Genomic DNA, 23,990 nt, shown 5'->3' on the forward strand with positions numbered 1-23,990 from the left:
GCTTCATGCTTGAACAAGAAGATGGGGGCCAAGGAGACAGGCCCTCAACCAGCCCCGCCGCCGTCTACGACCTCAAAGGTCTGAACTGCCCGTTGCCCGCGCTCAAGGCCAAAAAGCGCTTGGCCGCAATGCCGCCGGGTAGCCGCCTCTGGCTCGAAACCACCGACCCCCTCGCCGTCATCGACATCCCCGCCTTCTGCGCCGAGAGCGGCCATCGGCTGATCGAAACGGCGGCAATATCGGGCGGCCACCGCTTCCTGGTCGAGCGCGGTACCGCCAGAGACTAATTTTCTTGCCAGCTTGGCGCCGCCCCTCATCGCCCTGCCAGGCACTTCTCCCCGTATAGTGACGGGGAGAAGGACGCTGTCATTGAGGATTTCGCCAATTTTGTCGCGCTGCAAAAAGAGTGCCGACGTTGCGATCAGTCCCTTCTCCCCGTCACTATACGGGGAGAAGGTGCCGGCAGGCGGATGAGGGGCAGCGCGGCGCGTGCGAGTAGGCGAAAAGCCTACCGCCCGGCAATAGCCAGCGGGTTGCTTTCCAGTGCCGCGCGGTCCGGCGTGTCGATCGACGGCCGGTTGGTGAAGGCGGCGAACAGCCGGCGGATATAGTCTTCCGGCATGTCGAGCGTGATCAGCACCAGCCTGGTGCCGCGCTGGCTGTCCGGCCAAGCCGGCAGTTGCACCGGCGGATGCAGGATCTTCTGCACGCCATGGATAACCAGCGGCCGCGACGGGTCTTCTGCAAGCTCGATGACGCCCTTCATCCGCAACAGGCGCTCGCCATGCGCCGAGCGCAGCAGATCGAGGAACATCTCGATTGCCGAAAACGGCACCGGCCCGTCATGAACCAGCGAATACGCGCGGATGCGGGAATCGTGCCTGTGGCCATGGTCATGGTGACCGTGGTCGGCATGACCATGACCGCTGTGGTCATGGCTGCCAACATCATGGTCGTGGCCGGCTTCTTCGCCGAGCCAACGCTGCACATCGACGGATTTGGTGGCCGGATTGTAGAGGCCGCAATCGAACAGGGTCGCCGCGCTTGCCTGGCTCGCGTCGAGCACCACGGCGCCCGGGTTGATCTGCCTGAGCCGCGCCCGCAACGCCTCCGCGTCGCCTGCATCCGTAGCCAGGTCGGCCTTGCTGAGCACGATGCGATCGGCGACGGCCACCTGCTTCACCGCCTCGACATGGGCATCGAGCGTCGCATTGCCGTTGATGGCGTCAACCAGGGTGATGACGCCGTCGAGCCGGAAGGCCTGGACCAGGGCCGGGTGTGCCATGATCGACTGCAGCACAGGGGCGGGATCGGCGAGCCCGGTGGTCTCGACGACGACGCGGGCAAGCCGGTCGATGCGGCCGGTCTGCAGCCGGTCGACGAGATCGGCCAGCGTGTCGACCAGCTCGCCGCGCACCGTGCAACAGAGGCAGCCATCGGAAAGCTGGATGATGCCGTCGGACGCCTGCTCGACCAGAAGATGGTCGATCGCCACTTCGCCGAACTCGTTGATGATGACGGCGGTGTCGGCGAGCGCGGGATCCCGGAGCAGCCGGTTGAGCAGCGTCGTCTTGCCGGCGCCGAGAAAGCCGGTGAGCACCGAAACGGGGATCGGGAAGCCGGCCATACGGCTAGTTCAGCGCCTTGGCCGGCCGTTGGACCTGCGCGGCGGTGGTGGACCCGGCCACGGCCGGCTCAGCGCCGGCCGGCGGCGCCCGGTCCGGCCGCCATGTCGGCAGCGGCACGTCGGGATATTCCTGCCCGGAGGCATCGAGCATCGCCTTCGGCTTCGGCCCCGTGGCGCCGCCGAGGCCGACGGCGATCAGCGTCGGCACATGGTCGAGCTTTTCCTGATAGGGCGATTTCGGCACGTCCTTGCCCTTGTCGCCGACGGCGGGTGCGGCTTCCGACTGCTCCTCGACCGGCTTCTTCTTGCAGATCTCGTCGTTCATGTCGTTGGCCGACATGGTGTCGCCATAGGCAGGCAGCGCTGCGACCGTCAGCCAACTCGGGGCCGGGGTTGCAAAGCCCTGGTCGAGCAGTTTTGCCGCCGCCTCGGCGCGGGTGACGGCCGATTGCTCGCCGAGCACCACGGCGACCAGGGTGCGGCCGTTGCGGGTAGCCGAGCCGATCATGTTGAAACCGGACGAGCAGACGAAACCGGTCTTCATGCCGTCGGCACCCGGATAGCGGCCGATCAGGAGGTTGTAGTTGGAGATCGCCTTCTTGCCGACGGCAAGGCCTTCGATCGAAAACCAGGGGGCATATTGCGGAAATTCCTTGCGGATCGCCATCACCAGCAAAGCGAGATCGCGCGCTGTCGTATACTGGTCCGGCGAATAGAGCCCGTTCGGATTGACGAAATGGGACCCGCTCATGCCGAGCCTCCGCGCCTCCGCATTCATGCGTTCGGCAAAGGCCGCTTGCGAACCGCCGATATTCTCGCCGACCGCCATGGCGATATCGTTGGCCGATTTGACCAGCATCATCTTCAGCGCATTGTCCAGCCGCATCACCGAACCCGGCTTGAAGCCCATCTTGCTCGGCGGCTCGCCGGCGGAATGTTTCGTCACCTTGATCGGCGAATCGAGCTGGACCTCGCCCGCGGCAATCGCACGAAACGCCACATAGGCGGTCATCAGCTTGGTCAGCGATGCCGGGTACCAGCGCCTGAACGCCTCCTGATGCTGCAGGATCTTGCCGCTGTTCAGGTCGAACAGGATGGTCGGATTGGCCAAGGCAGGCCCGGCCAGCGCCGCAAGCACCACCGCGCCCGCCACCAACAGTTTGAGGAAATGCCTATAGCGCATCATGAAAACCGAAATAGCCTCTTGCCGCAGTCGCCCCTGGCTCCGTAAGATTTCGTTACACGATCGCCAGGATAATGGTCCGGCTCTCTGTTCCCGGACCACAGTCGCGGTGCTATTTACTCTATGTGACGTCAACATGGCAAAGTGCTGCCGATCACAATGTGGAAGCAGCAGCACAATGCAAAGCAGCGTGCATGGTTGCAGGGCAGCAGGCACAATTGCACAGCAGCAGGTCAAGACCGCCTGCTCCAACAGCGAAATGGAACCATCATGCCGATCCTGAACCGAGCCGCCGAAATGCAGGATGAGGTGGCCGGCTGGCGCCGCCATTTGCATCAGACGCCGGAGCTGAATTTCGACGTCTTCAAGACCGCCGCCTTCGTCACCGAGAAGCTGAAGGCTTTCGGCTGCGACGACATCGTGACGGGTTTGGGCAAGACCGGCGTCGTCGGCATCATCCGCGGCCGCCACGGCGAAGGCTCGACGATCGGCCTGCGCGCCGACATGGACGCCCTGCCGCTCAACGAGATCAGCGGCAAATCCTATGCCTCGACCGTCCCGGGCAAGATGCACGCTTGCGGTCATGACGGCCACACCGCGATGCTTTTGGGTGCCGCCAAATACCTCGCCGAAACACGCAATTTCGCCGGCTCCGTCGCGGTTATCTTCCAGCCGGCCGAAGAGGGCGGCGGCGGCGGCAACGAGATGGTCAAGGACGGCATGATGGAGCGCTTCGGCATCTCCAAGGTGTTCGGCATGCACAACATGCCGGGCCTGCCGGTCGGCCAGTTCGCCATCAGGCCGGGTCCGATCATGGCGGCGACCGCCGAATTCACCATCACCGTCAAGGGCCGGGGCGGCCACGCGGCGATGCCGCACGGCACCATCGATCCGATCGTCATCACCAGCCAGCTTGTCGGCGCATTGCAGACGATCGCCTCGCGCAGCACCGATCCGGTCGAGGCGGTGGTCGTCTCGGTGACGAAATTCCATGCCGGCGACGCCTATAACATCATTCCCGAGAGCGCCGAGATCGCCGGCACCGTACGCACGCTGAAGAAGGAGGTCGCCAAGAAGGCTGAAGAGCGCATCCGCGCGCTTTGCCAAGGCGTGGGCGCTGCCTTCGGCGCGACAATCGAGGTTGATTACAATGCCAACTACCCCGTCACCTTCAACCATCCGGAAGAGACGGTCTTTGCCAGCGACATCGCGGCCGACGTCGCCGGCGACAGCCATGTGCACCGCGCCATCCAGCCGGTGATGGGCGGCGAGGATTTCTCCTACATGCTGGAAGCGCGGCCGGGCGCCTTCATCTTCATCGGCAATGGCGATACCGCCGGCCTGCACAACCCGGCCTACGACTTCAACGACGAGGTCATCCCGCACGGCATGAGCTATTGGGTGAAGCTGGCGGAGACGGCGCTGGCGGCGTAGCCGTTCGGCATCGGCGGTGCGGCGACCGCCGCACCTCTGGGCGGCAAAATCGGGCAGGACATGTTCTGCTGGTCACTTCCGGCCGGACGACTTCCGGGCAAGGCCGAAGGCAATGCCCAGAGCAATACCTATACCAATGCCCGCAACAATGTTGTCCAACACGACGCCGATGGCCACGCCGATCACGACGCCGAGTGTGAGGTGTTTGGCATCCATTATGCCCGGTCATGTAGCGTGGAAGGGAAGAGCCGCAACCGCTACGGTCCGCTCTTCGGATCCTCGACCTCCAGCGCCTCCATAACCGGCGCCAGCTCATTGTCGTCGGCAGCCTGCGGCTCTTCGCCTGTCCTTGCCTTCTTCAGGGCTGCCTCGATCGCCTCCTGGATGTTGCCGAGCTCGTCTTCGCGAACCTCGTGGCCGTAGCCGGCAGCATCGGCATCCTGCTCGAATTGCTGCGCCAGGACGGCGACGCTCACCTCGCTCTCGGCCGGCAGATTGCCGACATTCTCCTGCAGCCAGGTTTCAAAGAACTCTTTTGTGGCGCTCATGCGGTGTCTCCTTCGGGACACTAAAGCGCGCCGGCATCCCGAAAGTTCCGCTATCTTAACCGTCTTTGCACCGCTCGCCATGTCGGCTACGCAGGAACCCGCCGCTTCAACCAATCGACCATTAGCGTGGTGACTTCGCCCGGCTTCTCCTGCTGTGACCAATGTCCACAGCCGGCGACCACATGTTTTTCGAGATCGGCGATGTGGGCGTCCATTCCATCCATCATCGCTGGAGATAACACGACGTCGTCCTCAGCGCCGATCATGAGCGAAGGCACTTTTATCGTCTGGTCGACATTCAAGCCGGCTCTCCAATTGCGGGACAAGTTGCGGTACCAGTTGATGCCCGGCGTGAAACCGGTGCGCCCGAAGCTCTCGGCATAGAAAGCAAGCTCGTCTGGCGTCAGGATCAGCTCGCCGGGCAGCGTCTTCGGCTCCGGCTGCGAGAGCGCCTGTAGGAATGTCATGTGTCGGGCCTGCGGCGGCAGCTTGGCGTATTGCGCGGCGGTGATAACACCCTTGCGCATATTGCTCCTGAACACCCGCGCCACGTCGTGCGCCATCAAACGGTCCGCGAGATCACCATCTTCGAACATCAGCACATACATGTCGGGATTGTAGACTTCGCGCATCTGCGCGATCGGGTCTTTTGCCGGGTTGGCCACGAACGGCTTGTCCGGGGCGGTCAGCCCCTTGGTGAGGCTCGGATGCAGCCACAGCATTTCATGGGGAATGAATGGCGTGTTGACACCGATGACGCCAGTGACCCGGCTTTGATGCAAAAGCGGCATCTGCCATGCGACCAGGCCGCCCCAGTCATGGCCCGCGAACACGGCCTTTTCGACGCCGAGAGCATCGAGGAGACCGACGAGATCGCCGGTCAGGTGGACCATGTCATAATCCTCGACCTTGGACGGCCGGTCGGTCAGACCATATCCGCGCTGGTCGGGAACAATGACGTGGTAGCCGGCGGCCGCGAGCGGCGCGATCTGGTGACGCCAGGAAAAGGCGAGTTCGGGAAAGCCGTGCAGCAAAACAACCGCCGGTCCCTTGCCGGCTTCATAAACAGCCATATCGATGCCGTTGGAGCGAACGTATCGGACCGGCGGCATGGCCGGCGACGCGCCAAAGACCGGCAGGCAAGGCGCAAGAAGACAGCCGGCGGTGCCGAGAAGCACCGCCCTGCGGGAAGGGTGATCATGGCAGAAGTTTCCTTAGCTGCTCGAATTCTGATCGAATGACGGCCGGGTAGGCCGAGACGTCTCGGCCGGCGCGGATCAGCACGAGAATGCCTTGGTAGAGAAGCAGAAGCCTGACGACGTGGAGATCGACCTGCCCTCCACCGATCTGGCGCTCCACGACCTGCCGGATGGCGGCTTCCAGCACGGCGAAGCCTTCCGCGAGACCTTCCGAGGCGACCGACGGTTGCGCACCGAACTCGACAGCAGCGTTCGTTAACAAACAGCCGAGGTCGCCGGATTCCGGGGCGGGCAGCAACAACGACAGGAACAACTGTTCCAAACCATCCAGATCGCTTGCTTCGCCGAAGTAGGTCTCGATACGGTGTCGGATGACGGCATCGATATAGTGGCCGAAGGCCGCCCGATAGAGACCTTCCTTGTCGCCAAAGGCATTGTAGATCGAGCCAGACGTCAGGCCGGTGGCATCGCTCAGATCCTTGATCGAAATTCCCGCGAAACCGGCCCGTCGAAACGCGTTCATCGCGTCACCCAGCACAGTGGCTTCGTCAAATAGTCGCGGTCTGGTCATGGAGCAACCCAATGTAAAATGATCATTCTAGAATGAGCATTTTACATCGCCAGTCAAGCGACTCTTTTTGCAAAGACAGCTCGATGGGCACACAGGCACGCCAACGATGCCAGGTTGCATCGCGATCTCCCGGAGCTTGGCCCCTCTGTGAGATTAAAAACCAGGCGGCGTTGGCGCCGCCTGGCCCGGCTGCTTACTGGCTGGCAGCAGTCGTCGGTTCGCACGACACGTTCGGGTTCATGTCGGCGAACGCGCCGGTCGGGTTGCCCTTCCAGGCCCAGACATGCAGCTCGTAAAACGGGCCGAGGCCATAGCGGTTGGGCGCGCTGTTGAAGTTGAACAGATGCCCATCGAGCGAGGCCGGGCCTTTCGAGGTGATGTATTCGACCGCGATCAGTTTTAGCGTGCCGTCGGCCATCGGCTCGTACATCACCGCTTCGGGCTTGGCGACATCGACCGCGTCGTCCTTGAGGTAGCCGGGATTGACGTAGTGGATGCCCATGGCGCCGCCGGTGATGCCGCTGGCGCAGGGGATCGGCGCATAGCCCTCGGCGGTCGCCGCCGCCACATTCTCGAAGCGGCTGTTGGCGGCGCGTACCTTGTCGGCCAGCGGATTGGGACCGGACGCGGGCGCTGCCTGATGCGCCTGCGCCAATGCAGTGCAGGCCGACAGCAGCGCCGCGGCAGCGAGGAATTTGTTGCGAAAGTTGATTGTCATAGTCATTCCATTCTTCTTGAAAAGCACAGCCCGGCCGGCCGCCGGAAGTAAGGAGGTCCGGCAGGTGGGCGCTGTGGCTGTTGTTGCTGGGAGATCCCTGTCCCGATGCGACGAATGCAGGGGAAGATCATCCCTTCGGCAGATACGGGATGGTTCCGGCCAGATCGGAGTTGTCGATCAACTGGAAACGGCTGTCGCTGCCGCCCTGACGGGCCGAAACGAAGGGTGCGTAGGCGGGATCGTCGGTGAAGGCGCGCGCCGCGGCCTCGGTCGGGAACGCCATCAAGGCAATCAGCGTCGTGTCGAGCGGCTTGCCTTCGAGCGTCTTCACATTGCCGCTGCGCGACAGATATCTGCCGCCGTGCTTGTGAACGAGGTCGTGGACCGACGCGGCATAGGCCGGCATCCACTTCGGGTCCCTCACCTTGATGTCTGCGATAACGTAAGCGGTCATGGGTCATGTCTCCTGGTCGTGCACAGGGGTATCCCGTGCAGCGGCAGAGGGGTCGCATGGCAAGGCCGGCGCCAGCCAGTCCGCGATCTGTACTGGTGCGGCGAATTCGAAATTCGCATTCACTTTGGAGCAACGCAGCGAGCGAATTTCGGATTCAAAAGCCACACCAGCAAGTGCTTGGATTTCCAGTGTGGTTTTGGATTTGAAGTTCCTAACGCTGATGCCACCCAGAAAGCAGGAACTTCAAATCCACCACACTTGGGCCGGTACAGTTTCTGTACTCGCCGCACCGCTGGGAAAGGCCTATGCTCCCGGCTGAGTTTGAGGGGAAGGCAACATCATGACCCAGGCCGGATACAAGCAGTTCTGCCCGTTATCGATGGCCGCGGAGGTGCTGTGCACCCGCTGGACCATGGTTCTGCTTCGCGAATTGGTGGCGGGCTCGACCCGTTTCAACGATCTGCGCCGCGGCGTCCCCAAAATGTCGCCGACCCTTCTGTCGCAACGGCTCAAGGAGCTCGAGCTGGCCGGGATCGTCGAGCGAAAGGAGGTGCGCGGCGAGAAAGGCATCTTCGAATACCGGATGACCGAGGCAGGCAGGGATCTGCGGTCCGTCGTCGAGGCGATGGGCTTTTGGGGGCAGAAATGGGTCGAGTCGCGGCTGTCGCTGAAGAACCTCGATCCGTCGCTGCTGATGTGGGACATGCGGCGCAATCTAAACGCGTCGCCGCTGCCCGACGGGCGCACGGTGATACAATTTCTGTACCAGGAGCTCCCCGCCTCCAAACGGTCGTGGTGGCTGATCGTCGAGAAGCACGGCGAGGTCGACCTCTGCTGGTACGATCCGGGGTTCGATGTCGATCTCTACGTCTCGACCGACCTGCACACCATGACCGAAATCTGGATGGGGCTGATCACCGTCGAGAAGGCCGGGCCGAAAGTCATTCTGACGGGCGATCAGGATATCGCCCGCAAAATGCAGACTTGGCTGGGCCTGAGCCCGTTCGCTGTCGAACCCAAGCGAGCAGCCTAGCTGCCTCTTGGCGAAACGATCCGAAGCGGTTATGTGTCGGGCGCGATGGTCCCGTAGCTCAGTAGGATAGAGCGGCAGATTCCTAATCTGTAGGTCACAGGTTCGATTCCTGTCGGGATCACCAAGTTTTTCAAGCGCTTAGCCAACAAGCCGCCGTACTTTTTGGTAAATTAGTACGGCAATTAGTACGGCGAATTTCGCATGAACTTCGGCTTCAGCTGCTCAATCCAACCGAGTTGTGGATTTCCATGATTCTGGAATTGAGTAGATTGTTGGGACGGGCGGCCACCGATGTCGCTTCAGGTGGCGATTTGAGGTGGGGTCTGTCGAGACGCAATGCCGCGCCTCGGCAGGCATTGATTTTACGATGTTTTTTCTAGTCTAGGAGCCCACAGCGATTTGTATCACAGTTTGTATCTCAGTCCGTATCGCACGAGGCTGACCTAGCCACCTGGTCAAATGGCACGTCTTACGAGGCCTGAGCCGTAATCAATGTTGTCGTGCCAGCGCTACATACGGTCCCTTGCACGACAGCCATGGAGCCGAGAGCGGACTGGCAGCTCATAGGTGTGGATCACGGAAAAGTTCGCATTCGACGATTAAGAGCTGGATGACTGCTACCGCCCCCCATTTCCGACATTGATGGATGGGACGCGCGTCCCATAAGCAGCCAACGTCAGTGCCGAGGCTGCAAGGTCAAAGGGTGGCTTTCAGTAGGCCGGCTGTGGCTGCCCTCGAAAAATGCGGTACTGCAAGAACGAAATTTGTTGCCGAGGACCTGATCTGCAGCGCCATACTCTCACAGGGTCCTCAGCTCCTCGTCGGCAATCGCGGCTTGGATCGATCGACAGATCTTTCAGCGAACCTACAAATTTGAAAGGGCGCTTACCGGCGCAACCTGATCGCCACGCTTCAGGAACGCGAGGTTGACCGTGCCGGTGGGGAACTGGCGGCGAAAAAGGCACTGCCGTTCCGAGCTGCCGCCGAGGGCGAAACCGTGACCGGCACCTTCACCGGGGCCGCGCAGCTATCCAGCGGCAAGTTCGCCATCGTCGAGAAGTCCCACGAGTTCACGCTTGTCCCGTGGCGGCCAGTCATCGACCGCCAGCTCGGCCGCGAGGTCAGTGGCATCGTGCAGGGCGGATCGGTGTCCTGGCAGTTGGGGCGGCAGCGGGGATTGGGGCTTTCGCCCTCAAACCCCTTGACCGACTTCACTGAGCACCCGTCGCAGCCATTGATGCCCTGGGTCGGCGTCGTGGCGCGCATGCCAAGTCTGCACCACTCGAAATGAAGGAATATCCAATGGCGGCGGAAAAAGTCGGAGCGGTAGCCGCCCTGCCAACGGTGCGAAGAGACGACGGGGTTCCGTTGCCACGAGCTCGGAGGCATCGACCAGCATCGGTGCCATCAAGAAGTGGCCGACCGTCACGACGACATTCCTCTTCAATCCTTTCTCGGTGAGCACAGCATCGACATAGCCGCTCGGATTGCCCTTCATCGAAACCTGAAGATGGCGCAGCGAGAGATAGCGGTCGAGGTCGAGACTATCGGCCAGATCGGTGTGATCGCCGCGGCCAGCGCAGATGAAGTCCTCTTCGTATAGCAGTTCTTCTCGCATATGGGTCGGCGGCTGGGGGAAGTTGCCGGCGATGAGTTCGACTGCGCCGTCGTCCAGCATCGGCAAACCGACGCTGCGGCTCGTGTTGCGGACCACCAGAGAAACGCCTGGTGCTTCGCGGCCGAGCCGTGCAGTCAGACGCGGTAGCAGCACGAAAGCGGCATAATCGGAGAGACCGACCACGAATTGCCGAGTGCTTTCGGTCGGATCGAACGAGCGCCCGCCGAGCAGGACGCCTTCAACCTGTTCGAGGATCGACCGAACACTCGGCGCAATGTCCTGCGCCAGTGGCGTCGGCGTCATGCCGCGCGGGGATCGGACAAACAGCGGGTCTCCGAACAGAGCCCGAAGGCGATTGAGCGAATGGCTGACCGCCGGCTGGGTCAGCCCAATCCGCTCGGCCGCGCGCGTGGCGTGCCCTTCGGCAACGAGGGCGTCGAAGACGACCAGCAGATTGAGATCGACGTTAGCGATATGAATCTTCTTCATCACGGCGATGCTAATAATGAATTGAATTTATCGCAATCGCCGATGCAAGGTCTGACCTGAAATAAAGCGGGGGCGGGCAGAGTTAGAGAACATGAGTGTCAGGTCCCACCACCGCAGCAACGGGAAGAGTAAGTTCTCGCCGACGCTTTATTGAGGCTGCCTTCATCGCAGCAAGTTCTTTCGCCATCAGTCGGAGCGGGCAAGCCATGGCCTCGGAAACTCATGAGGATCGATTTTCACGCGGCCTGGAGACGCTCCGCCGGATCGGCGGGGAGAATTTCGATGGACCGATCAATGCTCTGGCGGAGACCTCCGCCGATTTGTCGCGCTTCACCGTCGAATATCCCTATGGCGATGTGTTGTCCCGCCCGGGGCTGGATCTCCCGCTAAGGCAGCTCTGCACCGTCTCGATGCTGCTGGCCGACGGAAGCGCCCAGCCGCAATTGAAGTTTCATATCGCCGGCTTTCTCAATGCCGGCGGCACCCCCGAAGCGATCGTCGAACTGCTCTTCGTCTCGGTCGCGGTCCTGGGCTTCCCTGCAACCGTCAATGCCGTCGGCATCGTCCGGTCGGTATTCGCCGAACGCGAGCTGGCATTTCAGCCCATCAAGCCCGCGACGGGTTACGGAGCGGGACGCGGATGGGCCGGACGCGAGATGCTGGAGCGGCTCGTAGCGGGCGACGCGCAGGGCTATTTTGACCGCTTCGCCGGCATCGCGCCCGACCTCGCGCAGCTTTCGATCGATTTCGGGTTCGGGGAGGCGCTGGCTCGGGACGGCCTCGATCACAAGGCCAAGCTGCTCGCGATCACGATTTGGCTTTCCCGGTCCCGATCGACATAGGTCCGCGACCTTCGACTGACCATGAAGCATCGAATTTTCGACAGCGAATGTATAGCGCTTATCCGGCGCGCATGTCGCTCTGTTCGAGCCTTTGAACACCGGCGCTGACCACGGATGTGCTGGCAGCATTGGGATCTTTCCGGTTCGGATGGAAAAGATGCAGGAGGGGGCGTCGGCGTGCTCCTGCGGAAAGCCGCACCCCCTCATGCAAACGCAGCCTCCCCGCGTGGGGAGCGCTTGCCTGCGCTACGGCGGCGGCTTTCCATGCGAGCCGCTTCAAAAATGATGCTGCGAAACGGCTCCGGCTTTATCCGACGAACGCCTCACGCATCCGAGCGAACATGCCTGGCTGTCTCCCGGCAATCGCCGCACGGATGTGACGGGCGGCCGTTACGGCGCTCACCGTCGCGCCGAAATGACAATAGCAGATGATCTCATGCAATTGCCTGTCGGTCAGTTCGAAGAACCGCTTCGCTTCGCCGTAGTTGTCGTTTTCCAACCCGGCGGCGCGGAGGACAGGATCCTCGAAAGCGACTGAGATCGGCGAGCCGTCGCCGCGCATGGCCCCGCGTGATCTAACCGGCTGATACTCGGTCTGGTGTAGCGTCGAGAGTCGCCGGTCAGGGTTCCGTTCAAGGAGCTCCGCCCAGCGTTCAAGACGCTCGCTGCGCGACATGGCCTGGCGCGGGTAGGCCTGATCGATCTCGGCGACGATCTGCAGTTGCTCGATCGTCTGGTATTTCATTTTGGCCTCCTATTCGGACGATAGTTGGTCCACCCATATCCTTCTTATGCCTGCAGCCAGCGTGACTCCAACCGATCGTGAAGTCCAATCACGATGATGCTGGGAGGGCTTCCCCCCACGAAAATGCGGAGGCTTCGCAAAGATCGGCCATTAATTTGGCGAACGCGGTCAAATGCGCGGCTGTTCGACGATGTCGGTCTGGAGTCCGTGCCGATCGAGGTGATCGACGGGCAGAGTCTGTGCTGGAGTAGCCCGGCTCCATCGCTGGCCGGGCAGCGGGATCAAGCGAGTGGCAGTTTAGCTTCGAAACCGCCGAAGGCCGGGCTGATGCGAGTTCTCCGCCCGGTCGTTGGGCCCCCCTCATTAGACCGTTTCGAGACGGCTGAACCGAACTGGGATGAGTTTGCGAGTCTTCAGTTGCCCTGCCGCATCCTTGTCGATGACGGTCAGCAACTGCGCTTCTCCAGGTCCCACGGGCAGAACCAGGCGTCCCCCCGGCTTGAGCTGCTCAATCAAAGCCGGCGGCGCCCGCCCAGCCGCCACGGTGACCAGGATCTTGTCGAATGGGGCGTGCTCAGGCCAGCCGCGAGACCCGTCTCCGACACGAATGCCGACATTGGAGAAGCCGAGACCCCGCAGGAGAGCCTCGGCATGGCTTGCGAATTCCTCGATGATTTCGACGCTCCAAACTTGCCCGGCAAGGTCCGCGAGGATTGCGGTTTGGTAGCCTAGGCCGGTGCCGATCTCGAGCACTACCTCGTGCGGTTGCGGCGCAAGGAGATCGGTCATGAGAGCAACGATGAAGGGCTGCGAGACGGTTTTATCAAAGCCGATCGGCAGCGGCATGTCTTGGTAGGCATAAGGCGCAACTGATGCTGGCACGAAGAGATGCCGCGGTATCCGCCTCATCGCCGCCAATACCCGCTCATCGAGCGCCGCCTTGCCAAGTTCTTCGCTTGCAAGATCGGTGTGAATTGCAATCATCTCGACCATGTGCCTGCGTAGAACCGCGAGATGCTCTTCGTTCATCGGCTTCATGACGGGGGGGCGCTCCTCAACCAGTCTGCTGCCTGATAGCCTTATACCCTGTTCGTCTTGTCACAGTAACCATGTCGTCGAGAACGCGGCTTCGGTTGGGGCGGGTTGTACCGCCCTGCTATTTCATCGCCGTCCTTGGTGCTCTCCCGTTCCTCGCACCGGGGTGGAACGGCGTACGCATCAGAAGCTCGCCAGCCAGGCGACAACATCGATAAGCGGATCGCCAGCCAGTTGAGCACCAATAGGCCGAAGGCCAAAACGACGCCGAACCCTGCGCTGTCGTTCACCGGCTCCATCCCGTGCTGATCGTGCGTGATCTGGCGATTGACGATGGCCGAACCTGGGCGAGCCAGCAGCGCGATTCGCGCTGCAGGCCGGCCATACGATAATCAGCGTTAGCCCGCGTGGCGCTGCTGAGAAGAACCGGAATTTCGTGATGGCTTGCCGCCGCCATTGGGGCGGCACTGGGGGACTGGCTGTCCTTCTGGATCGGCAAACGGCTTGGAAAGCGGGTTTCGCACTATTGGCCCCTCTCCTGTTCTTCGAGCGGTGGGGGGTCGCCGGCGCTTCTTCGGTCCCTTGCGTGCATCCGTACCCATGGTGGCGGGCATCTGCGCGATGCCCGCTCTGACGTTTCAGTTTGCCAATATCGCTTCGGCTCGCCGGAGTTCGTAGCCGACGTTGCACGGTTTTTCGACGTCACGAGAGGACACGTCTTGCTCGCCGGTCCCAAGACGATCGCGAGCGTTCCGGATTTTGCTCGCGCGGATCGGGAACTTGTCGTCGTTCGCTCCAGTATGGATCCCGAGGACACGCTCAAGCGCTTTGCCGGCCGTGTCGTCTTCATCGGCGGCGGTCCACCGGTCTGGGACGCCTACGCGCGCTTCGTCAGCCACTGGGATGTCACGCGGCTGCCCTATGACGGGCCGGCGGACCGCTGGTTCGATGCAAGATGGCTTACGGGGGGGTGGCGAAGTTGCCAGAAATCACCGCGACCAATGAAGGCTCGGCTCGTATCGATCTGGGATTATTTAGACCACCTCGCGACCCAAGTTCTAGACCGCATTTTATGCAACTTTACATCGAACACAGAACCGACAGCGGTGCAGCTTGCAATTATTTCGCCGAACGGCGTCACACGGTGATGGTCGTGCAGCACCAGCCCGCGCACAAAACGATCGCGGACTCCTTCCTGCAACTGGCGCAATCCCCGAAAGTCCTGCGGAACCGTTTGCGGAGGCCTTCACCTCGATACCGACGACCCGACCGCGTCGATCCTCGATCACGACGCCGACCTCGTCCTGATCCTTGGTCCGGTAGTGTGAGAAAGACACCCGTCGCTCTGACCACCATGCGAGCTTCAGGAATTCCGACACCACGAACCTCTCGAGCAAAGCACCGAACCGCGATCGGTCCCACGTTCTTCGTCTACGGCCGCTCACAGATTGTCGACAATCTGAGAAAGTTTTGTTGACAGGTGATTGATTTGAGCTTTCACTCACAAAAATCCGCGTATCGGTCGGGTTCTGTCGCAACAATGCGCGGCCTCCAAAGGGGAAAGAACAATGATCAACAGACGTTCAATAATCACATCCGCGGCGCGCGGCGCCGTCTCCGCGCTGGCAATCATGGCCGGCGGCACAATAGCGGTGCACGCCGCCAACAAGGAACTCAAGATCGGCTTTGTCGGCGTGACGAGTGGCGCGGCCGCTGCGTGGGGCACATCCAACGTCCGCTCGATGCAGACGCGCGCCGCCTGGATCAACGAAACCGGCGGTGTGAAGATTGGTGACGAGACCTATGACGTCAAAATCGTCACCTTCGACGACCAGAAGGACCCGAAGCGGGCGATCGCCGGCATGGAGAAGATGGCCCAGGAGGGCATCCACTATGTCGTCGGTCCGAATGTCGACGACGGCGCGGCGGCGGTGCGTCCCGTGGCAGAATCCAAGGGCATCATCTATTTTCCCTACGCATTCCCGAAGGAACTCTACACCCCGCCGGCATCCAACGCCGTGCTCGGCATGATCGCCAACTACCAGTCGGCTCCGGCGATCTACAAATATCTCATGGAAAACAGGGGCGTGAAAAAAGTTGCCTTTGTCGCCGCCAACGAATCCGATCCGCTGAGCCAGCGGGATGGCGGTGTTGCCGCGGCAAAGGCGCTCGGGCTCGAGGTTGTGGCTGCCACGGATGTCTACCAAAACGATACCCGCGATTTCACGCCGGTACTGACGCCGATCGTTTTGCAAAAACCGGACCTGCTGGTGCTTTCGGGCGTCGCGCCGGGCAATGCGCCGCTGCTGATCCGCGCCGCGCGCGAGCTCGGCTACGAAGGCCTGATCTCCACCGAAACGGCGCAGGATGCCAAGGTGTTGGAAGAGGGCGCGGGCGAGTTGGCCAACGGCTTCATCTCGGTCGGCGGCGCATCGACGCCCGAAATCGCGTCCGACACGATGAAGGAGTTCGTCGAACGCTATACGAAAATGTTCGGCGAATACAATGACGAGTCCAACACCAAGGTCTACGCGCTCGAATACATCATCGAGACGCTGAAGGCGAACCCGGCCGCGATCGACAATGTCGAGGAGTTCAAGAAGACGATCGACACTTTCTCGGCGCCCAATCCCTATCTGAAGGACGATGCCAAGCTGACCTATGTCGGAATGACGTCGTTTGGCCAGAAGCGCCAGCTTTCGGTCCCGATGGTGGTCACGGAATACCGCGACGGCAAGTTCGAGACGCTCTTCGTCGCTCAAGTCGATTGACGCAACTGCACTGAAGCGGATTGCCGCAGAGACTCGAGCATTCGTCTTCAGCCTCTGAACGGCCGGAACCATCCTGATGGAACAAGTCATCGCCAACGGGCTTTATCTTGGCGCGCAATACGCCTTGATCGCGCTCGGTCTGACCCTGATCTTCGCGCTAATGAACGTGCTTAACTTTGCCCATGGGCAGATGTACGTTCTCGGCGGCTTCGTCACCTACACCGTCTATGGCCAGCTCGGCATGCCTTTCGTCGTCGCGCTCGTCGCGTCCGGGGTCACGCTGCTGGTCATTGGAGCGCTTGTCGAGAAATTCCTTTTCAGGACGGTGATTAAGCGAAGCGTGCGGGAGGAAAGTACGATGCTTCTCGCGGCGGCGGTCGCATTCTTCCTCGACGCCGTGATCCTCCTCCTGTTCGGCGAAAAGCAGCGCGGCGTGCCGAAGATCGTCAAAGGCGTCTTCGTCTCCGACAGCCTCATAATGCCTTACGACCGGCTGCTGGTCGGCGCACTCGCCATACTGTTCATCGCCTCCTTCGTGCTTTTCATGCAGTACAGCAAGCCGGGACGTGCCATGCGGGCGCTGGCGCAGGACCGGGTCGCGGCGCAGCTGATGGGCGTCGAGGTCGACCGCTATTCGATGATCGGCTTTGCGCTCGGCGCCATGCTTGCCGGCATAGTCGGGGGGCTGCTGGTCGCCATCACCGGCGTCAATTCGGGCATCGGCGGGCCGATCTCGATCAAGGCGTTCTTGATGGTGATGATCGGCGGGGCCGGCGTGGTCAGCGGAGCGATCGCCGGCGGCTTCATCCTCGGCATGATGGAATCGGTCGGCCTGACGGTGCTACGCCAATATGGCGACGTCACTTATCTCGTCATCTTCGCCGCGCTGATGGTGTTCCTGAGCATCCGCCCGAACGGGCTCATGGGCAAGCCGTGGGGATGATGGACATGAAGCGTACACGCAACATCCTCGTCGTCGCTGTCTTCCTGCTGGTCGTACTCGTCGGCGTGCCCTGGCTGATTGAGGCGACCGGTCGGCTCGACCTCTACTACACGCTGACCTCGGTCGCGCTGCTCAGCATCGCCAGCGCCGGGGTGTGGGTGACTTTCTACATCGGCCGCATAAATATCGGCCAGGGCGCCTTCGCGCTTATGGGCGGCTATGTTTCGGCCATTCTTGTCGTCCAGTACGGTGTGTCGTTCTGGCTGACACTGCCGCTGGCTGGGCTATTCTGCGCCGCTGCAAGCGTGCTGATCGGACTGCCCATCCTCAGACTTCGCGGCGTTTATTTCGCCATGGTCACGCTGGTTTTGACCGAAGTGGCGCGGCTGCTCGCGCTGGCGCTGCCGATCACCAACGGAGCCAAGGGCATGGTCAGCATTCCGCTCCCCGGCGGCATCTCGATCTTCGGGCTGACCATCCTTCCAGATTTCGCGGCGCTCCCCAATCCGCGTCCCGCCTTCTATCTGGTGTCGGTTGTGCTGATGGTGCTGTGCTTTGCGGCGCTCTACCGCCTAATCCATTCGCGCATTGGCAAACTCTGCCAGTCGTTGCAGCAGAACGAGGAACTGGCCTCCTCGATCGGCGTCAACATCGCCTATCTGCGCGTTATCGCCTACGCCATCTCCTCATTCCTCGGCGGTCTCGGCGGTGCGATGTTCGTCGCCATCTCGCAGTCGATCTATCCGTCGAGCTTCACCGTCACCGACTCGGTGAACTTCATGCTGAACTGCTTCCTCGGCGGGCTCGGCCACGTCTTCGGGCCGATGATCGGCACCTTCGTGCTCTATTTCGGCTGGGATTTCCTGTTCGAGACCGGCGAGTTCCAGTTGCTGATCTTCTCTTCGGTGCTGATCGCGCTGATGCTGTTCCTTCCCAACGGCCTGCTCAGCCTCAGGCTGTTCGGCAAGAAGCAGGGCTAGGACCATGACTGAGCTTCTCCAGATCAAGGCAGTGACCAAACGCTTCGGCGGGTTGGTCGCGGTCAACAATGTTTCCTTCGCGGTCCGCGAACGCGAAATCCTCTCCGTCATCGGCCCCAACGGCGCCGGCAAGTCGACGCTGTTCAAGTTGATTTCCTCTTTCCTCAATCCGACCTCGGGCGAAGTGCTATTCCGGGGAGAGCGGATTTCAGGCCTGGCGCCGCATATCGTCGCCCGGAAGGGCGTGGTGCGCACGTTCCAGGAGACGACGATCTTCAAGGGCATGACGGTGCGCGACAATGTCATCATCGCGCATCACCTGCGTTCCAATGCCAGCCTTGCCGGCTTCTATCTCGGCACGAACACCGCACGGCGCGACGAGGATGAATTCGGCCGCTCGGCCGACGAGATCATCGACTTCCTCGATCTCGGCACGCAACGGCATGAGATCGCCAGCACGCTGCCGCACGGCCATCTGCGCGCGCTCGGGATTGCCATCGGGCTCGCTACCAACCCGACCGTGCTTCTGCTCGACGAGCCCTTCGCCGGCATGAACCATGACGAAACCGTGCGCGCGGTGGAGATGGTGCGCGGCGTGCGGAAGCGCGGCGTGACTGTCCTGCTGGTCGAGCACGATATGCCCGCCGTCATGAACATTTCCGACCGCATCGTCGTCCTGAACTTCGGTGTGAAAATCGCCGAGGGAACGCCGAAGGAAATCCAGGAGAACGAAAAGGTCATCGAGGCCTATCTCGGCGTCGAAGATGAGACGATCGGATTTTAGCCATGAGCGAACTGCTGAAAGTCTCCGACATCGAACTCTACTACGACCATGTCTATGCACTGAAGGGCGTGTCGCTCAACGTCAACGAGGGCGAGACCGTCGCGCTGATCGGCGCGAACGGCGCGGGCAAATCCTCGATCCTGCGCGCCATCACCGGCCTGAAGAAAGTCCGCAGCGGCGAGATTCATTTCCGGGGCCACCGCATCGACGGAACGCGCCCGGACGAGCTGGTCAGGATGGGCATCGCCATGGTGCCGGAGGGTCGGCGCGTCTTTTCCTACATGACGGTGCGCGACAATCTGATGATGGGCGCCTTCACCCGCACCGACAAGGCCGAAATCGCCAGGACGCTGGACATGGTGCTCGCGCGCTTTCCGCGCCTGAAGGAACGCTATTCCCAGACGGCGGGCACGATGAGCGGCGGCGAACAGCAGATGCTGGTGATCGGGCGGGCGCTGATGGCCAAACCGAAGCTTCTGCTGCTCGATGAACCCTCGCTCGGCGTCGCGCCGAAGCTCGTCCAGGACATCGCCCGCTCCATCGTGGCGATCAATCGCGACGAAAAGGTCAGCGTTCTCTTGGTCGAGCAGAATTCGCGCATGGCGCTGCGCATCTCGCAGCGCGCCTACGCACTGACGACCGGAAAGATCGCGCTGGCCGGACATTCGGCTGAGCTGCTTGGCGACGACCGGGTCAAGAAACTCTATCTCGGCGGCGAAATATGAAAGCGCAAATGGACATACTCGTCGTCAATCCCAACACCACTGCGTCCATGACCGAAAAGATCAGCGAGGCGGCGCGCGGCGCGGCTTCGGCCGGCACCAGGATCATCGCCGTCAATCCGAAGGACGGGCCGCCGAGCGTCGAAGGCTATTTCGACGAGGTCTTCGCCATCCCGGGAATGATCGGCGAGATCCAGAGATATCCGGCGGCGAGCGCCTGCGTCATCGCCTGCTTCGACGACACCGGCCTCGACGCAGTACGCTGCGTCGGCGAGATGCCGGTGGTCGGCATCGGCGAAGCGGCGTTTCACATGGCAAGCCTAATTGCCGGCAAGTTCAGCGTGGTGACGACGCTGTCGCGTTCGGTGCCGGCGATCGAGCACAATCTGGTGCGCTACGGCCTCGCCAGCCGCTGCGCTAGGGTGCGGGCAAGCGACGTTCCCGTTCTGGAGCTCGAAGTGCCCGGCTCCAACGCCCGCCATCGAATTTCGGAGGAGATCGAGCGCGCCATCCGCGACGACCGGGCCGAAGCGATTGTGCTGGGATGCGCCGGCATGGCCGACCTCGCCGCCGCGCTCAGCCGCGAACATGGCCTTCCTGTGCTCGACGGCGTCGCCTGCGCGGTACAACTCTGCGAGAGCCTCGTCAGCCTTGGCCTGTCGACCTCGAAGCGCGGCGGCTACCAGGTTCCACTCGAAAAGTCCTTCGCCGGAATCTTTGCGTCCTTTTCGCCCTCCGGCCGTGTATCCTGATGCGTGCAAAATTGTTGACACTCCCACACAGGATGTTCGATGTCCGGCCGGAAACGCGGTGTTCGCGCCGCTATGCGATCCGGCCGCCGGGACAATGAGACGATGGACCTGCTTGGACCAAAGACACGGGATGGCGACAAGCCGACGATGCGCTGGTTTCCGGTCTATGCCGGCCTGCGCGACGCCATCGTCAGCCACCGCCTCGCACCGGGCACAAAGCTGCCCGAGGACGAGCTCGCCTCGATCTATTCGGTGAGCCGCGCGGTGATACGCGCGGCGCTGCAGGCGCTGTCGCATGACCGCTTGGCTCGGCTCGAGCCGAACCGCGGCGCGTTCGTCGCCCAGCCGACCAAGCAGGAAGCGCGCGAGGTGTTCGAAGCGCGAGCGCTGATCGAGCCCAAGGTCGCGGCGCTTGCCGCCGAAGTGGCAAAGCCGGCCGAGATCGCGCAACTGCGGCTTCATCTCGAAAAAGAGCACGAGGCCCTGCATGCCGGCCGCGACAGCGACGCCATAATGCTGTCGGCAAAATTCCATGTCGGCATCGCTGAAATCGCCGGCCATTCGATCCTGACCGGCTTCGTCAAGGACCTGTTGTCGCGGTCGTCGCTGATCATCGCGCTCTACTGGCGCCGCCGCGACACCACCTGCGAAAGCCACGCCCATCACGCCCTCGTTGATTCCATCGAAAAGCACGACGCAAAAAACGCGTCCGACCTGATGCAAAGTCATCTCATCGACCTTCTGTCGGGCCTTGATCTGTCGCTTGGCGAGAAGAAGCCCGAGAGCCTGTCGGACATCTTGCGCTGATCTCCGCTGTCAAACTCTTCGCCGGAGTTCGCCTATGTCCGCACGTGCTGGGCGTGATCGAAGCAATGCATAGCATGCATCGATCCATGAGGACTGCTTCTTCGTTCCTGCCGTCATAACAGTAGCGCTCGTTGAGTCCGCGGCGCTGCCCTCCAGCTTCGGCTACTCCTGCTGCCGCACAACGGACGGGCAATGCGCCGATCAGAGCTTGAGGCACGCAGTCGCAGCAAGGATTGGCAAACTGCCGGTTTTTCTTACGGCCTTTAGATACGACCTGATGCGATCGGTCGATGGCCCTCGCGAGAGGCCAGTTCCAGACTGTCTGTTTATGCGACTTTGGAAGCACAAAAGGGGAACATCTGGCGGCTTATGTGTTTTCGACGTCAACAGCCTCTGGCGGTCAGATCGGCGATCGACCGGCATTGTGAATGCCTGGAAGGGGCCGGAACCGGACTGTCAGCTTTCAAGATGACTGGACAAGATAGCCGGCCCTTGCGTCCAGCCTCGTCTGACCGCTGTGCGCCAGAAGCGACCTTTCGGACCACCGGGGCTAATGGACGACCTCCTGGCTTTGGCCGGGCGGGCTCGTCAGGGCGCCGCGATAGGTGTACAATTTTAGCCATGTTGGGTCCGGGGCCGGATGATGATCGTCCCTCCATTGAACCGGAAACTGCTGGCGATCCTTGCAGCGGATATGGTCGGCTATTCAACGGCGATCGAAATTGACGAAGCTGGCACCATCGGACGCCTGAGAGCTATCCGGGCCGACGTAACCGATACGGCGATCGCTCTGCACCAGGGTCGAATTGTCAAACTATTAGGAGATGGCGCACTTGTCGTCTTCGACAGCGTGGTCGATGCGGTAATCTGCGCAGCCGAAATTCAAAAAGCTGTGGCCGTTCGCAATGGTGGACTGCCGGAGCATGAGCGGATTGTGTTCCGCATCGGGATAAATCTTGGCGATGTGGCGCTCGTGGATGGCGATGTGTATGGCGACGGCGTCAATATCGCCGCTCGGTTGCAGCAACTCGCTGACCCGGGCGGCGTGATCGTATCGGGCACGGCCTTTGACCATCTGCAGGGCAAGCTTGATTGGCCCCTCGATTTCGCTGGCGAGCAGCAAGTCAAGAATATCAATCGCCCCGTGCGGATGTACCGGCTGAGGCTCGATGGCAAGCCGGCGCGCCGCCCGCTTCTCGGAATGATGCCGCGCTGGGCCAGGACGGCTGCGGCGGCCATCGTGGTGCTGGCTCTGGCGGGTGGAGGGACATGGTGGGTCTTTCAGCCTGCGCCACTGGGGGCCAAGCCGTCGATCGCGGTGCTGCCCTTCAATAATTATGGCGGCGACGAGGCCACCGGGCGTTTGGCCGATGGCCTCACCGAAGACATCATCACCGATCTCGCGCAGTTTCCCGAACTCGACGTCGTGGCACGCAATTCGACGCAAGCGTACAAAGGCAAGTCGCTGGATGTCCGCCAGGTCGCGAGTGCGCTCGACGTCGGCTATGTGCTGGAAGGCTCGATCCAGCGCCTGGGCGGTCGGCTGCGGATCACCGCGCAGCTGATCGATGCAAAAACCGGCAACCATCTGTGGTCGGAGCGATGGGACCGGCCTGCTGAAGACGTATTCGCCGTTCAAACCGAGATCGCCGAGCAGGTCACCAACCGCCTCGGCAACGGCGTGGGGCTGATTCAAGGCGCGGGGCGGGCTGCAGCGAAGCGTAAACGGCCGGACAACTTGACTGTCTATGATTACTACCTGCTCGGAACCGAAAGGATTGAAAAGATTACCGTAGCGGATGAGGAGGAGGCCATCAGGCTGCTCAACCTCGCTGTCGAGCTGGACCCGGGGTTCGCCCGCGCCTGGGTGGAACTTTATCATGCTCATAACATATTGGCTGGCTTCGGTATCAATCCCGAGAGCGAGATCAAGGCGGCTGCCGATGTAGCCGAACGCGCGGTGCGGCTCGATCCGAGCGACGCCGAGGCGCACGCCGTTTTTGGCATGAGCCTCAAAGACAAGGGCGACAACGCCCGCGCCAAGGTCGAGCTGGACACGGCCCTCCGCCTCGCTCCGGGTTCCGCCGAAATCCTGACATTCTATTCCGGCTTTGCGGCAGGCTTCGACGAACCCGAACGCGGCGCTCAGTTGGTCGACCAAGTTATACGGCTCGACCCGAATTACCCGATGTGGGCAACTGCTTTCTACTCCACTGCCTATTTTATGGCTGGTCGCTATGAGGACGCCTTGAAGATGCTGGAGCGCAAGACGCCCGATAACTACGGCAAAGGGGGTTGGGTGGTGCGTAGCAGCTCCTTTGCGGCTCTGGGTCGAATCGATGAGGCGAATGCTTCGGTCCGGGAAACCCTCAAACGGTATCCGGACCTGACCGTCGAGGGCATGGTCAATGAATTCAGCTTGAGCAAGACGGAGCGCGGTCGTTTCATCGAGACAATGCCGCTAGCCGGCTTCCCGGCGTGCGCCAAGACCGGGTCGCTGGCAAAACTCGCCAAACCTGTGCGGCTGCCGGAATGCGAGGCGGGGGAGGCGCAGCCTCTCGGGCAGCCATAGAACAAGCTCGGCGCAAAAGGGAGACGTGAGCCGCGAATCACCCCGGCACTGGCGGGCGCTGTCGCCGAAGGTTGGAGGCGATGACACATATGGTTGTGACGCCGCGCGAGGCTCCCGCTAGCGAACGAAGAACTCAGGGTCAAACGCTCAAGTGAGTATCCCT

The 23,990-nt window shown here is 61.7% G+C and carries 24 protein-coding genes, 1 tRNA gene and 2 pseudogenes; 15 read left to right on the plus strand and 12 right to left on the minus strand.

Annotation, left to right across the window (positions count from 1 at the left end):
* Positions 1-5: 5 nt before the first annotated feature.
* A complete protein-coding gene (locus NKI01_RS18960) occupies positions 6-287 on the plus strand; it encodes a sulfurtransferase TusA family protein (protein WP_352642964.1) in 282 nt (93 codons plus the stop codon).
* A gap of 221 nt (positions 288-508) precedes the next feature.
* On the opposite strand, the gene NKI01_RS18965 is transcribed toward NKI01_RS18960, so the two are convergent.
* The gene (locus NKI01_RS18965; protein WP_352483483.1) at positions 509-1,627 is read right to left on the minus strand and encodes a CobW family GTP-binding protein; all 1,119 of its coding nucleotides are present in this window, start codon (positions 1,625-1,627) and stop codon (positions 509-511) included.
* Positions 1,628-1,631: 4 nt separating this feature from the next.
* Positions 1,632-2,810 (minus strand): D-alanyl-D-alanine carboxypeptidase family protein, encoded by a 1,179-nt coding sequence (locus tag NKI01_RS18970; RefSeq protein WP_352483561.1) that lies wholly within the window; start codon positions 2,808-2,810, stop codon positions 1,632-1,634.
* A gap of 270 nt (positions 2,811-3,080) precedes the next feature.
* On the opposite strand from NKI01_RS18970, the gene NKI01_RS18975 reads away from it, so the two are divergent.
* A complete protein-coding gene (locus tag NKI01_RS18975; protein ID WP_352483482.1) occupies positions 3,081-4,244 on the plus strand; it encodes a M20 aminoacylase family protein in 1,164 nt (387 codons plus the stop codon).
* A 72-nt stretch (positions 4,245-4,316) separates the two neighbouring features.
* On the opposite strand, the gene NKI01_RS18980 is transcribed toward NKI01_RS18975, so the two are convergent.
* The 6 genes from NKI01_RS18980 to NKI01_RS19005 form a co-directional block, all read right to left on the minus strand.
* Positions 4,317-4,460, minus strand: coding sequence for a glycine zipper domain-containing protein (locus NKI01_RS18980; protein ID WP_198023575.1), 144 nt, complete (start codon positions 4,458-4,460; stop codon positions 4,317-4,319).
* 41 nt (positions 4,461-4,501) lie between these two features.
* Complete coding sequence (locus tag NKI01_RS18985; protein WP_023722345.1) at positions 4,502-4,792, minus strand: DUF768 domain-containing protein; 291 nt, start codon at positions 4,790-4,792, stop codon at positions 4,502-4,504.
* A gap of 86 nt (positions 4,793-4,878) precedes the next feature.
* The gene (locus tag NKI01_RS18990; protein WP_352964213.1) at positions 4,879-5,865 is read right to left on the minus strand and encodes an alpha/beta fold hydrolase; all 987 of its coding nucleotides are present in this window, start codon (positions 5,863-5,865) and stop codon (positions 4,879-4,881) included.
* 124 nt (positions 5,866-5,989) lie between these two features.
* Entirely contained in the window at positions 5,990-6,562 is a 573-nt protein-coding gene (locus NKI01_RS18995) for a TetR/AcrR family transcriptional regulator (protein ID WP_352964216.1), read from the minus strand.
* A 193-nt stretch (positions 6,563-6,755) separates the two neighbouring features.
* Positions 6,756-7,280: a hypothetical protein gene (locus tag NKI01_RS19000; RefSeq protein ID WP_502896926.1), complete on the minus strand. Its 525-nt coding sequence runs from the start codon at positions 7,278-7,280 to the stop codon at positions 6,756-6,758.
* A 127-nt stretch (positions 7,281-7,407) separates the two neighbouring features.
* Positions 7,408-7,734, minus strand: coding sequence for a DUF1330 domain-containing protein (locus tag NKI01_RS19005; protein ID WP_023677873.1), 327 nt, complete (start codon positions 7,732-7,734; stop codon positions 7,408-7,410).
* A gap of 340 nt (positions 7,735-8,074) precedes the next feature.
* Here NKI01_RS19005 and NKI01_RS19010 point away from each other — a divergent pair, with 340 nt between their 5' ends.
* The 3 genes and pseudogenes from NKI01_RS19010 to NKI01_RS19020 form a co-directional block, all read left to right on the plus strand.
* On the plus strand, positions 8,075-8,767 hold the full coding sequence (locus tag NKI01_RS19010; protein WP_023722341.1) for a winged helix-turn-helix transcriptional regulator: 693 nt from the start codon (positions 8,075-8,077) through the stop codon (positions 8,765-8,767).
* Between the two features lie 47 nt (positions 8,768-8,814).
* Positions 8,815-8,891 (plus strand) — tRNA-Arg (locus tag NKI01_RS19015).
* Between the two features lie 762 nt (positions 8,892-9,653).
* Positions 9,654-9,947: pseudogene (locus NKI01_RS19020) on the plus strand (DUF3363 domain-containing protein); the annotation flags it as partial.
* Between the two features lie 12 nt (positions 9,948-9,959).
* Here NKI01_RS19020 and NKI01_RS19025 read toward each other — a convergent pair.
* A complete protein-coding gene (locus NKI01_RS19025; RefSeq protein WP_023722340.1) occupies positions 9,960-10,874 on the minus strand; it encodes a LysR family transcriptional regulator in 915 nt (304 codons plus the stop codon).
* 206 nt (positions 10,875-11,080) lie between these two features.
* Here NKI01_RS19025 and NKI01_RS19030 point away from each other — a divergent pair, with 206 nt between their 5' ends.
* The gene (locus NKI01_RS19030) at positions 11,081-11,716 is read left to right on the plus strand and encodes a carboxymuconolactone decarboxylase family protein (protein WP_352896187.1); all 636 of its coding nucleotides are present in this window, start codon (positions 11,081-11,083) and stop codon (positions 11,714-11,716) included.
* Positions 11,717-12,023: 307 nt separating this feature from the next.
* Here NKI01_RS19030 and NKI01_RS19035 read toward each other — a convergent pair whose 3' ends face one another.
* Together NKI01_RS19035 and NKI01_RS19040 are read right to left on the minus strand one after the other, a co-directional pair.
* A complete protein-coding gene (locus NKI01_RS19035; RefSeq protein ID WP_352909879.1) occupies positions 12,024-12,461 on the minus strand; it encodes a hypothetical protein in 438 nt (145 codons plus the stop codon).
* A gap of 363 nt (positions 12,462-12,824) precedes the next feature.
* Positions 12,825-13,499, minus strand: coding sequence for a protein-L-isoaspartate(D-aspartate) O-methyltransferase (locus NKI01_RS19040; RefSeq protein ID WP_352642975.1), 675 nt, complete (start codon positions 13,497-13,499; stop codon positions 12,825-12,827).
* A gap of 662 nt (positions 13,500-14,161) precedes the next feature.
* Between NKI01_RS19040 and NKI01_RS19045 the strand changes: the two are divergent.
* Positions 14,162-14,467, plus strand: a pseudogene (locus NKI01_RS19045) (diacylglycerol kinase); the annotation flags it as partial.
* 99 nt (positions 14,468-14,566) lie between these two features.
* On the opposite strand, the gene NKI01_RS19050 reads toward NKI01_RS19045, so the two are convergent.
* A complete protein-coding gene (locus NKI01_RS19050) occupies positions 14,567-15,001 on the minus strand; it encodes a DUF4143 domain-containing protein (RefSeq protein ID WP_352642984.1) in 435 nt (144 codons plus the stop codon).
* A gap of 63 nt (positions 15,002-15,064) precedes the next feature.
* On the opposite strand from NKI01_RS19050, the gene NKI01_RS19055 reads away from it, so the two are divergent.
* The 8 genes from NKI01_RS19055 to NKI01_RS19090 all read left to right on the plus strand — a co-directional run bounded on the left by NKI01_RS19055 (position 15,065) and on the right by NKI01_RS19090 (position 23,827).
* A complete protein-coding gene (locus NKI01_RS19055) occupies positions 15,065-16,267 on the plus strand; it encodes an ABC transporter substrate-binding protein (RefSeq protein ID WP_031195079.1) in 1,203 nt (400 codons plus the stop codon).
* A gap of 76 nt (positions 16,268-16,343) precedes the next feature.
* On the plus strand, positions 16,344-17,210 hold the full coding sequence (locus tag NKI01_RS19060; protein WP_023722333.1) for a branched-chain amino acid ABC transporter permease: 867 nt from the start codon (positions 16,344-16,346) through the stop codon (positions 17,208-17,210).
* 5 nt (positions 17,211-17,215) lie between these two features.
* On the plus strand, positions 17,216-18,190 hold the full coding sequence (locus NKI01_RS19065) for a branched-chain amino acid ABC transporter permease (protein ID WP_352964221.1): 975 nt from the start codon (positions 17,216-17,218) through the stop codon (positions 18,188-18,190).
* A 4-nt stretch (positions 18,191-18,194) separates the two neighbouring features.
* Positions 18,195-18,974 (plus strand): ABC transporter ATP-binding protein, encoded by a 780-nt coding sequence (locus NKI01_RS19070; RefSeq protein ID WP_352495644.1) that lies wholly within the window; start codon positions 18,195-18,197, stop codon positions 18,972-18,974.
* A gap of 2 nt (positions 18,975-18,976) precedes the next feature.
* Positions 18,977-19,699, plus strand: coding sequence for an ABC transporter ATP-binding protein (locus tag NKI01_RS19075; RefSeq protein WP_023722330.1), 723 nt, complete (start codon positions 18,977-18,979; stop codon positions 19,697-19,699).
* 8 nt (positions 19,700-19,707) lie between these two features.
* The gene (locus tag NKI01_RS19080) at positions 19,708-20,448 is read left to right on the plus strand and encodes an aspartate/glutamate racemase family protein (RefSeq protein WP_352484980.1); all 741 of its coding nucleotides are present in this window, start codon (positions 19,708-19,710) and stop codon (positions 20,446-20,448) included.
* Between the two features lie 102 nt (positions 20,449-20,550).
* Positions 20,551-21,255: a GntR family transcriptional regulator gene (locus tag NKI01_RS19085; protein WP_023722328.1), complete on the plus strand. Its 705-nt coding sequence runs from the start codon at positions 20,551-20,553 to the stop codon at positions 21,253-21,255.
* Positions 21,256-21,898: 643 nt separating this feature from the next.
* Positions 21,899-23,827: an adenylate/guanylate cyclase domain-containing protein gene (locus tag NKI01_RS19090; protein WP_352484987.1), complete on the plus strand. Its 1,929-nt coding sequence runs from the start codon at positions 21,899-21,901 to the stop codon at positions 23,825-23,827.
* Positions 23,828-23,990 lie beyond the last annotated feature (163 nt).

Source organism: Mesorhizobium sp. M0815, from assembly GCF_040319995.1.
GTDB lineage: Bacteria > Pseudomonadota > Alphaproteobacteria > Rhizobiales > Rhizobiaceae > Mesorhizobium.

Coding starts and splice junctions, on each gene's coding strand:
- NKI01_RS18980 (WP_198023575.1), bottom strand. CDS start 4,460: ATGGATGCCAAACACCTCACACTCGGCGTCGTGATCGGCGTGGCCATC.
- NKI01_RS18970 (WP_352483561.1), bottom strand. CDS start 2,810: ATGCGCTATAGGCATTTCCTCAAACTGTTGGTGGCGGGCGCGGTGGTG.
- NKI01_RS19025 (WP_023722340.1), bottom strand. CDS start 10,874: ATGAAGAAGATTCATATCGCTAACGTCGATCTCAATCTGCTGGTCGTC.
- NKI01_RS19030 (WP_352896187.1), top strand. CDS start 11,081: ATGGCCTCGGAAACTCATGAGGATCGATTTTCACGCGGCCTGGAGACG.
- NKI01_RS19090 (WP_352484987.1), top strand. CDS start 21,899: ATGATCGTCCCTCCATTGAACCGGAAACTGCTGGCGATCCTTGCAGCG.
- NKI01_RS19075 (WP_023722330.1), top strand. CDS start 18,977: ATGAGCGAACTGCTGAAAGTCTCCGACATCGAACTCTACTACGACCAT.
- NKI01_RS18975 (WP_352483482.1), top strand. CDS start 3,081: ATGCCGATCCTGAACCGAGCCGCCGAAATGCAGGATGAGGTGGCCGGC.
- NKI01_RS19000 (WP_502896926.1), bottom strand. CDS start 7,280: ATGACAATCAACTTTCGCAACAAATTCCTCGCTGCCGCGGCGCTGCTG.
- NKI01_RS19040 (WP_352642975.1), bottom strand. CDS start 13,499: ATGAAGCCGATGAACGAAGAGCATCTCGCGGTTCTACGCAGGCACATG.
- NKI01_RS19035 (WP_352909879.1), bottom strand. CDS start 12,461: ATGAAATACCAGACGATCGAGCAACTGCAGATCGTCGCCGAGATCGAT.
- NKI01_RS19055 (WP_031195079.1), top strand. CDS start 15,065: ATGATCAACAGACGTTCAATAATCACATCCGCGGCGCGCGGCGCCGTC.
- NKI01_RS19005 (WP_023677873.1), bottom strand. CDS start 7,734: ATGACCGCTTACGTTATCGCAGACATCAAGGTGAGGGACCCGAAGTGG.
- NKI01_RS18960 (WP_352642964.1), top strand. CDS start 6: ATGCTTGAACAAGAAGATGGGGGCCAAGGAGACAGGCCCTCAACCAGC.
- NKI01_RS19070 (WP_352495644.1), top strand. CDS start 18,195: ATGACTGAGCTTCTCCAGATCAAGGCAGTGACCAAACGCTTCGGCGGG.
- NKI01_RS19010 (WP_023722341.1), top strand. CDS start 8,075: ATGACCCAGGCCGGATACAAGCAGTTCTGCCCGTTATCGATGGCCGCG.
- NKI01_RS18985 (WP_023722345.1), bottom strand. CDS start 4,792: ATGAGCGCCACAAAAGAGTTCTTTGAAACCTGGCTGCAGGAGAATGTC.
- NKI01_RS18965 (WP_352483483.1), bottom strand. CDS start 1,627: ATGGCCGGCTTCCCGATCCCCGTTTCGGTGCTCACCGGCTTTCTCGGC.
- NKI01_RS18990 (WP_352964213.1), bottom strand. CDS start 5,865: ATGGCTGTTTATGAAGCCGGCAAGGGACCGGCGGTTGTTTTGCTGCAC.
- NKI01_RS18995 (WP_352964216.1), bottom strand. CDS start 6,562: ATGACCAGACCGCGACTATTTGACGAAGCCACTGTGCTGGGTGACGCG.
- NKI01_RS19080 (WP_352484980.1), top strand. CDS start 19,708: ATGGACATACTCGTCGTCAATCCCAACACCACTGCGTCCATGACCGAA.
- NKI01_RS19065 (WP_352964221.1), top strand. CDS start 17,216: ATGAAGCGTACACGCAACATCCTCGTCGTCGCTGTCTTCCTGCTGGTC.
- NKI01_RS19085 (WP_023722328.1), top strand. CDS start 20,551: ATGGACCTGCTTGGACCAAAGACACGGGATGGCGACAAGCCGACGATG.
- NKI01_RS19060 (WP_023722333.1), top strand. CDS start 16,344: ATGGAACAAGTCATCGCCAACGGGCTTTATCTTGGCGCGCAATACGCC.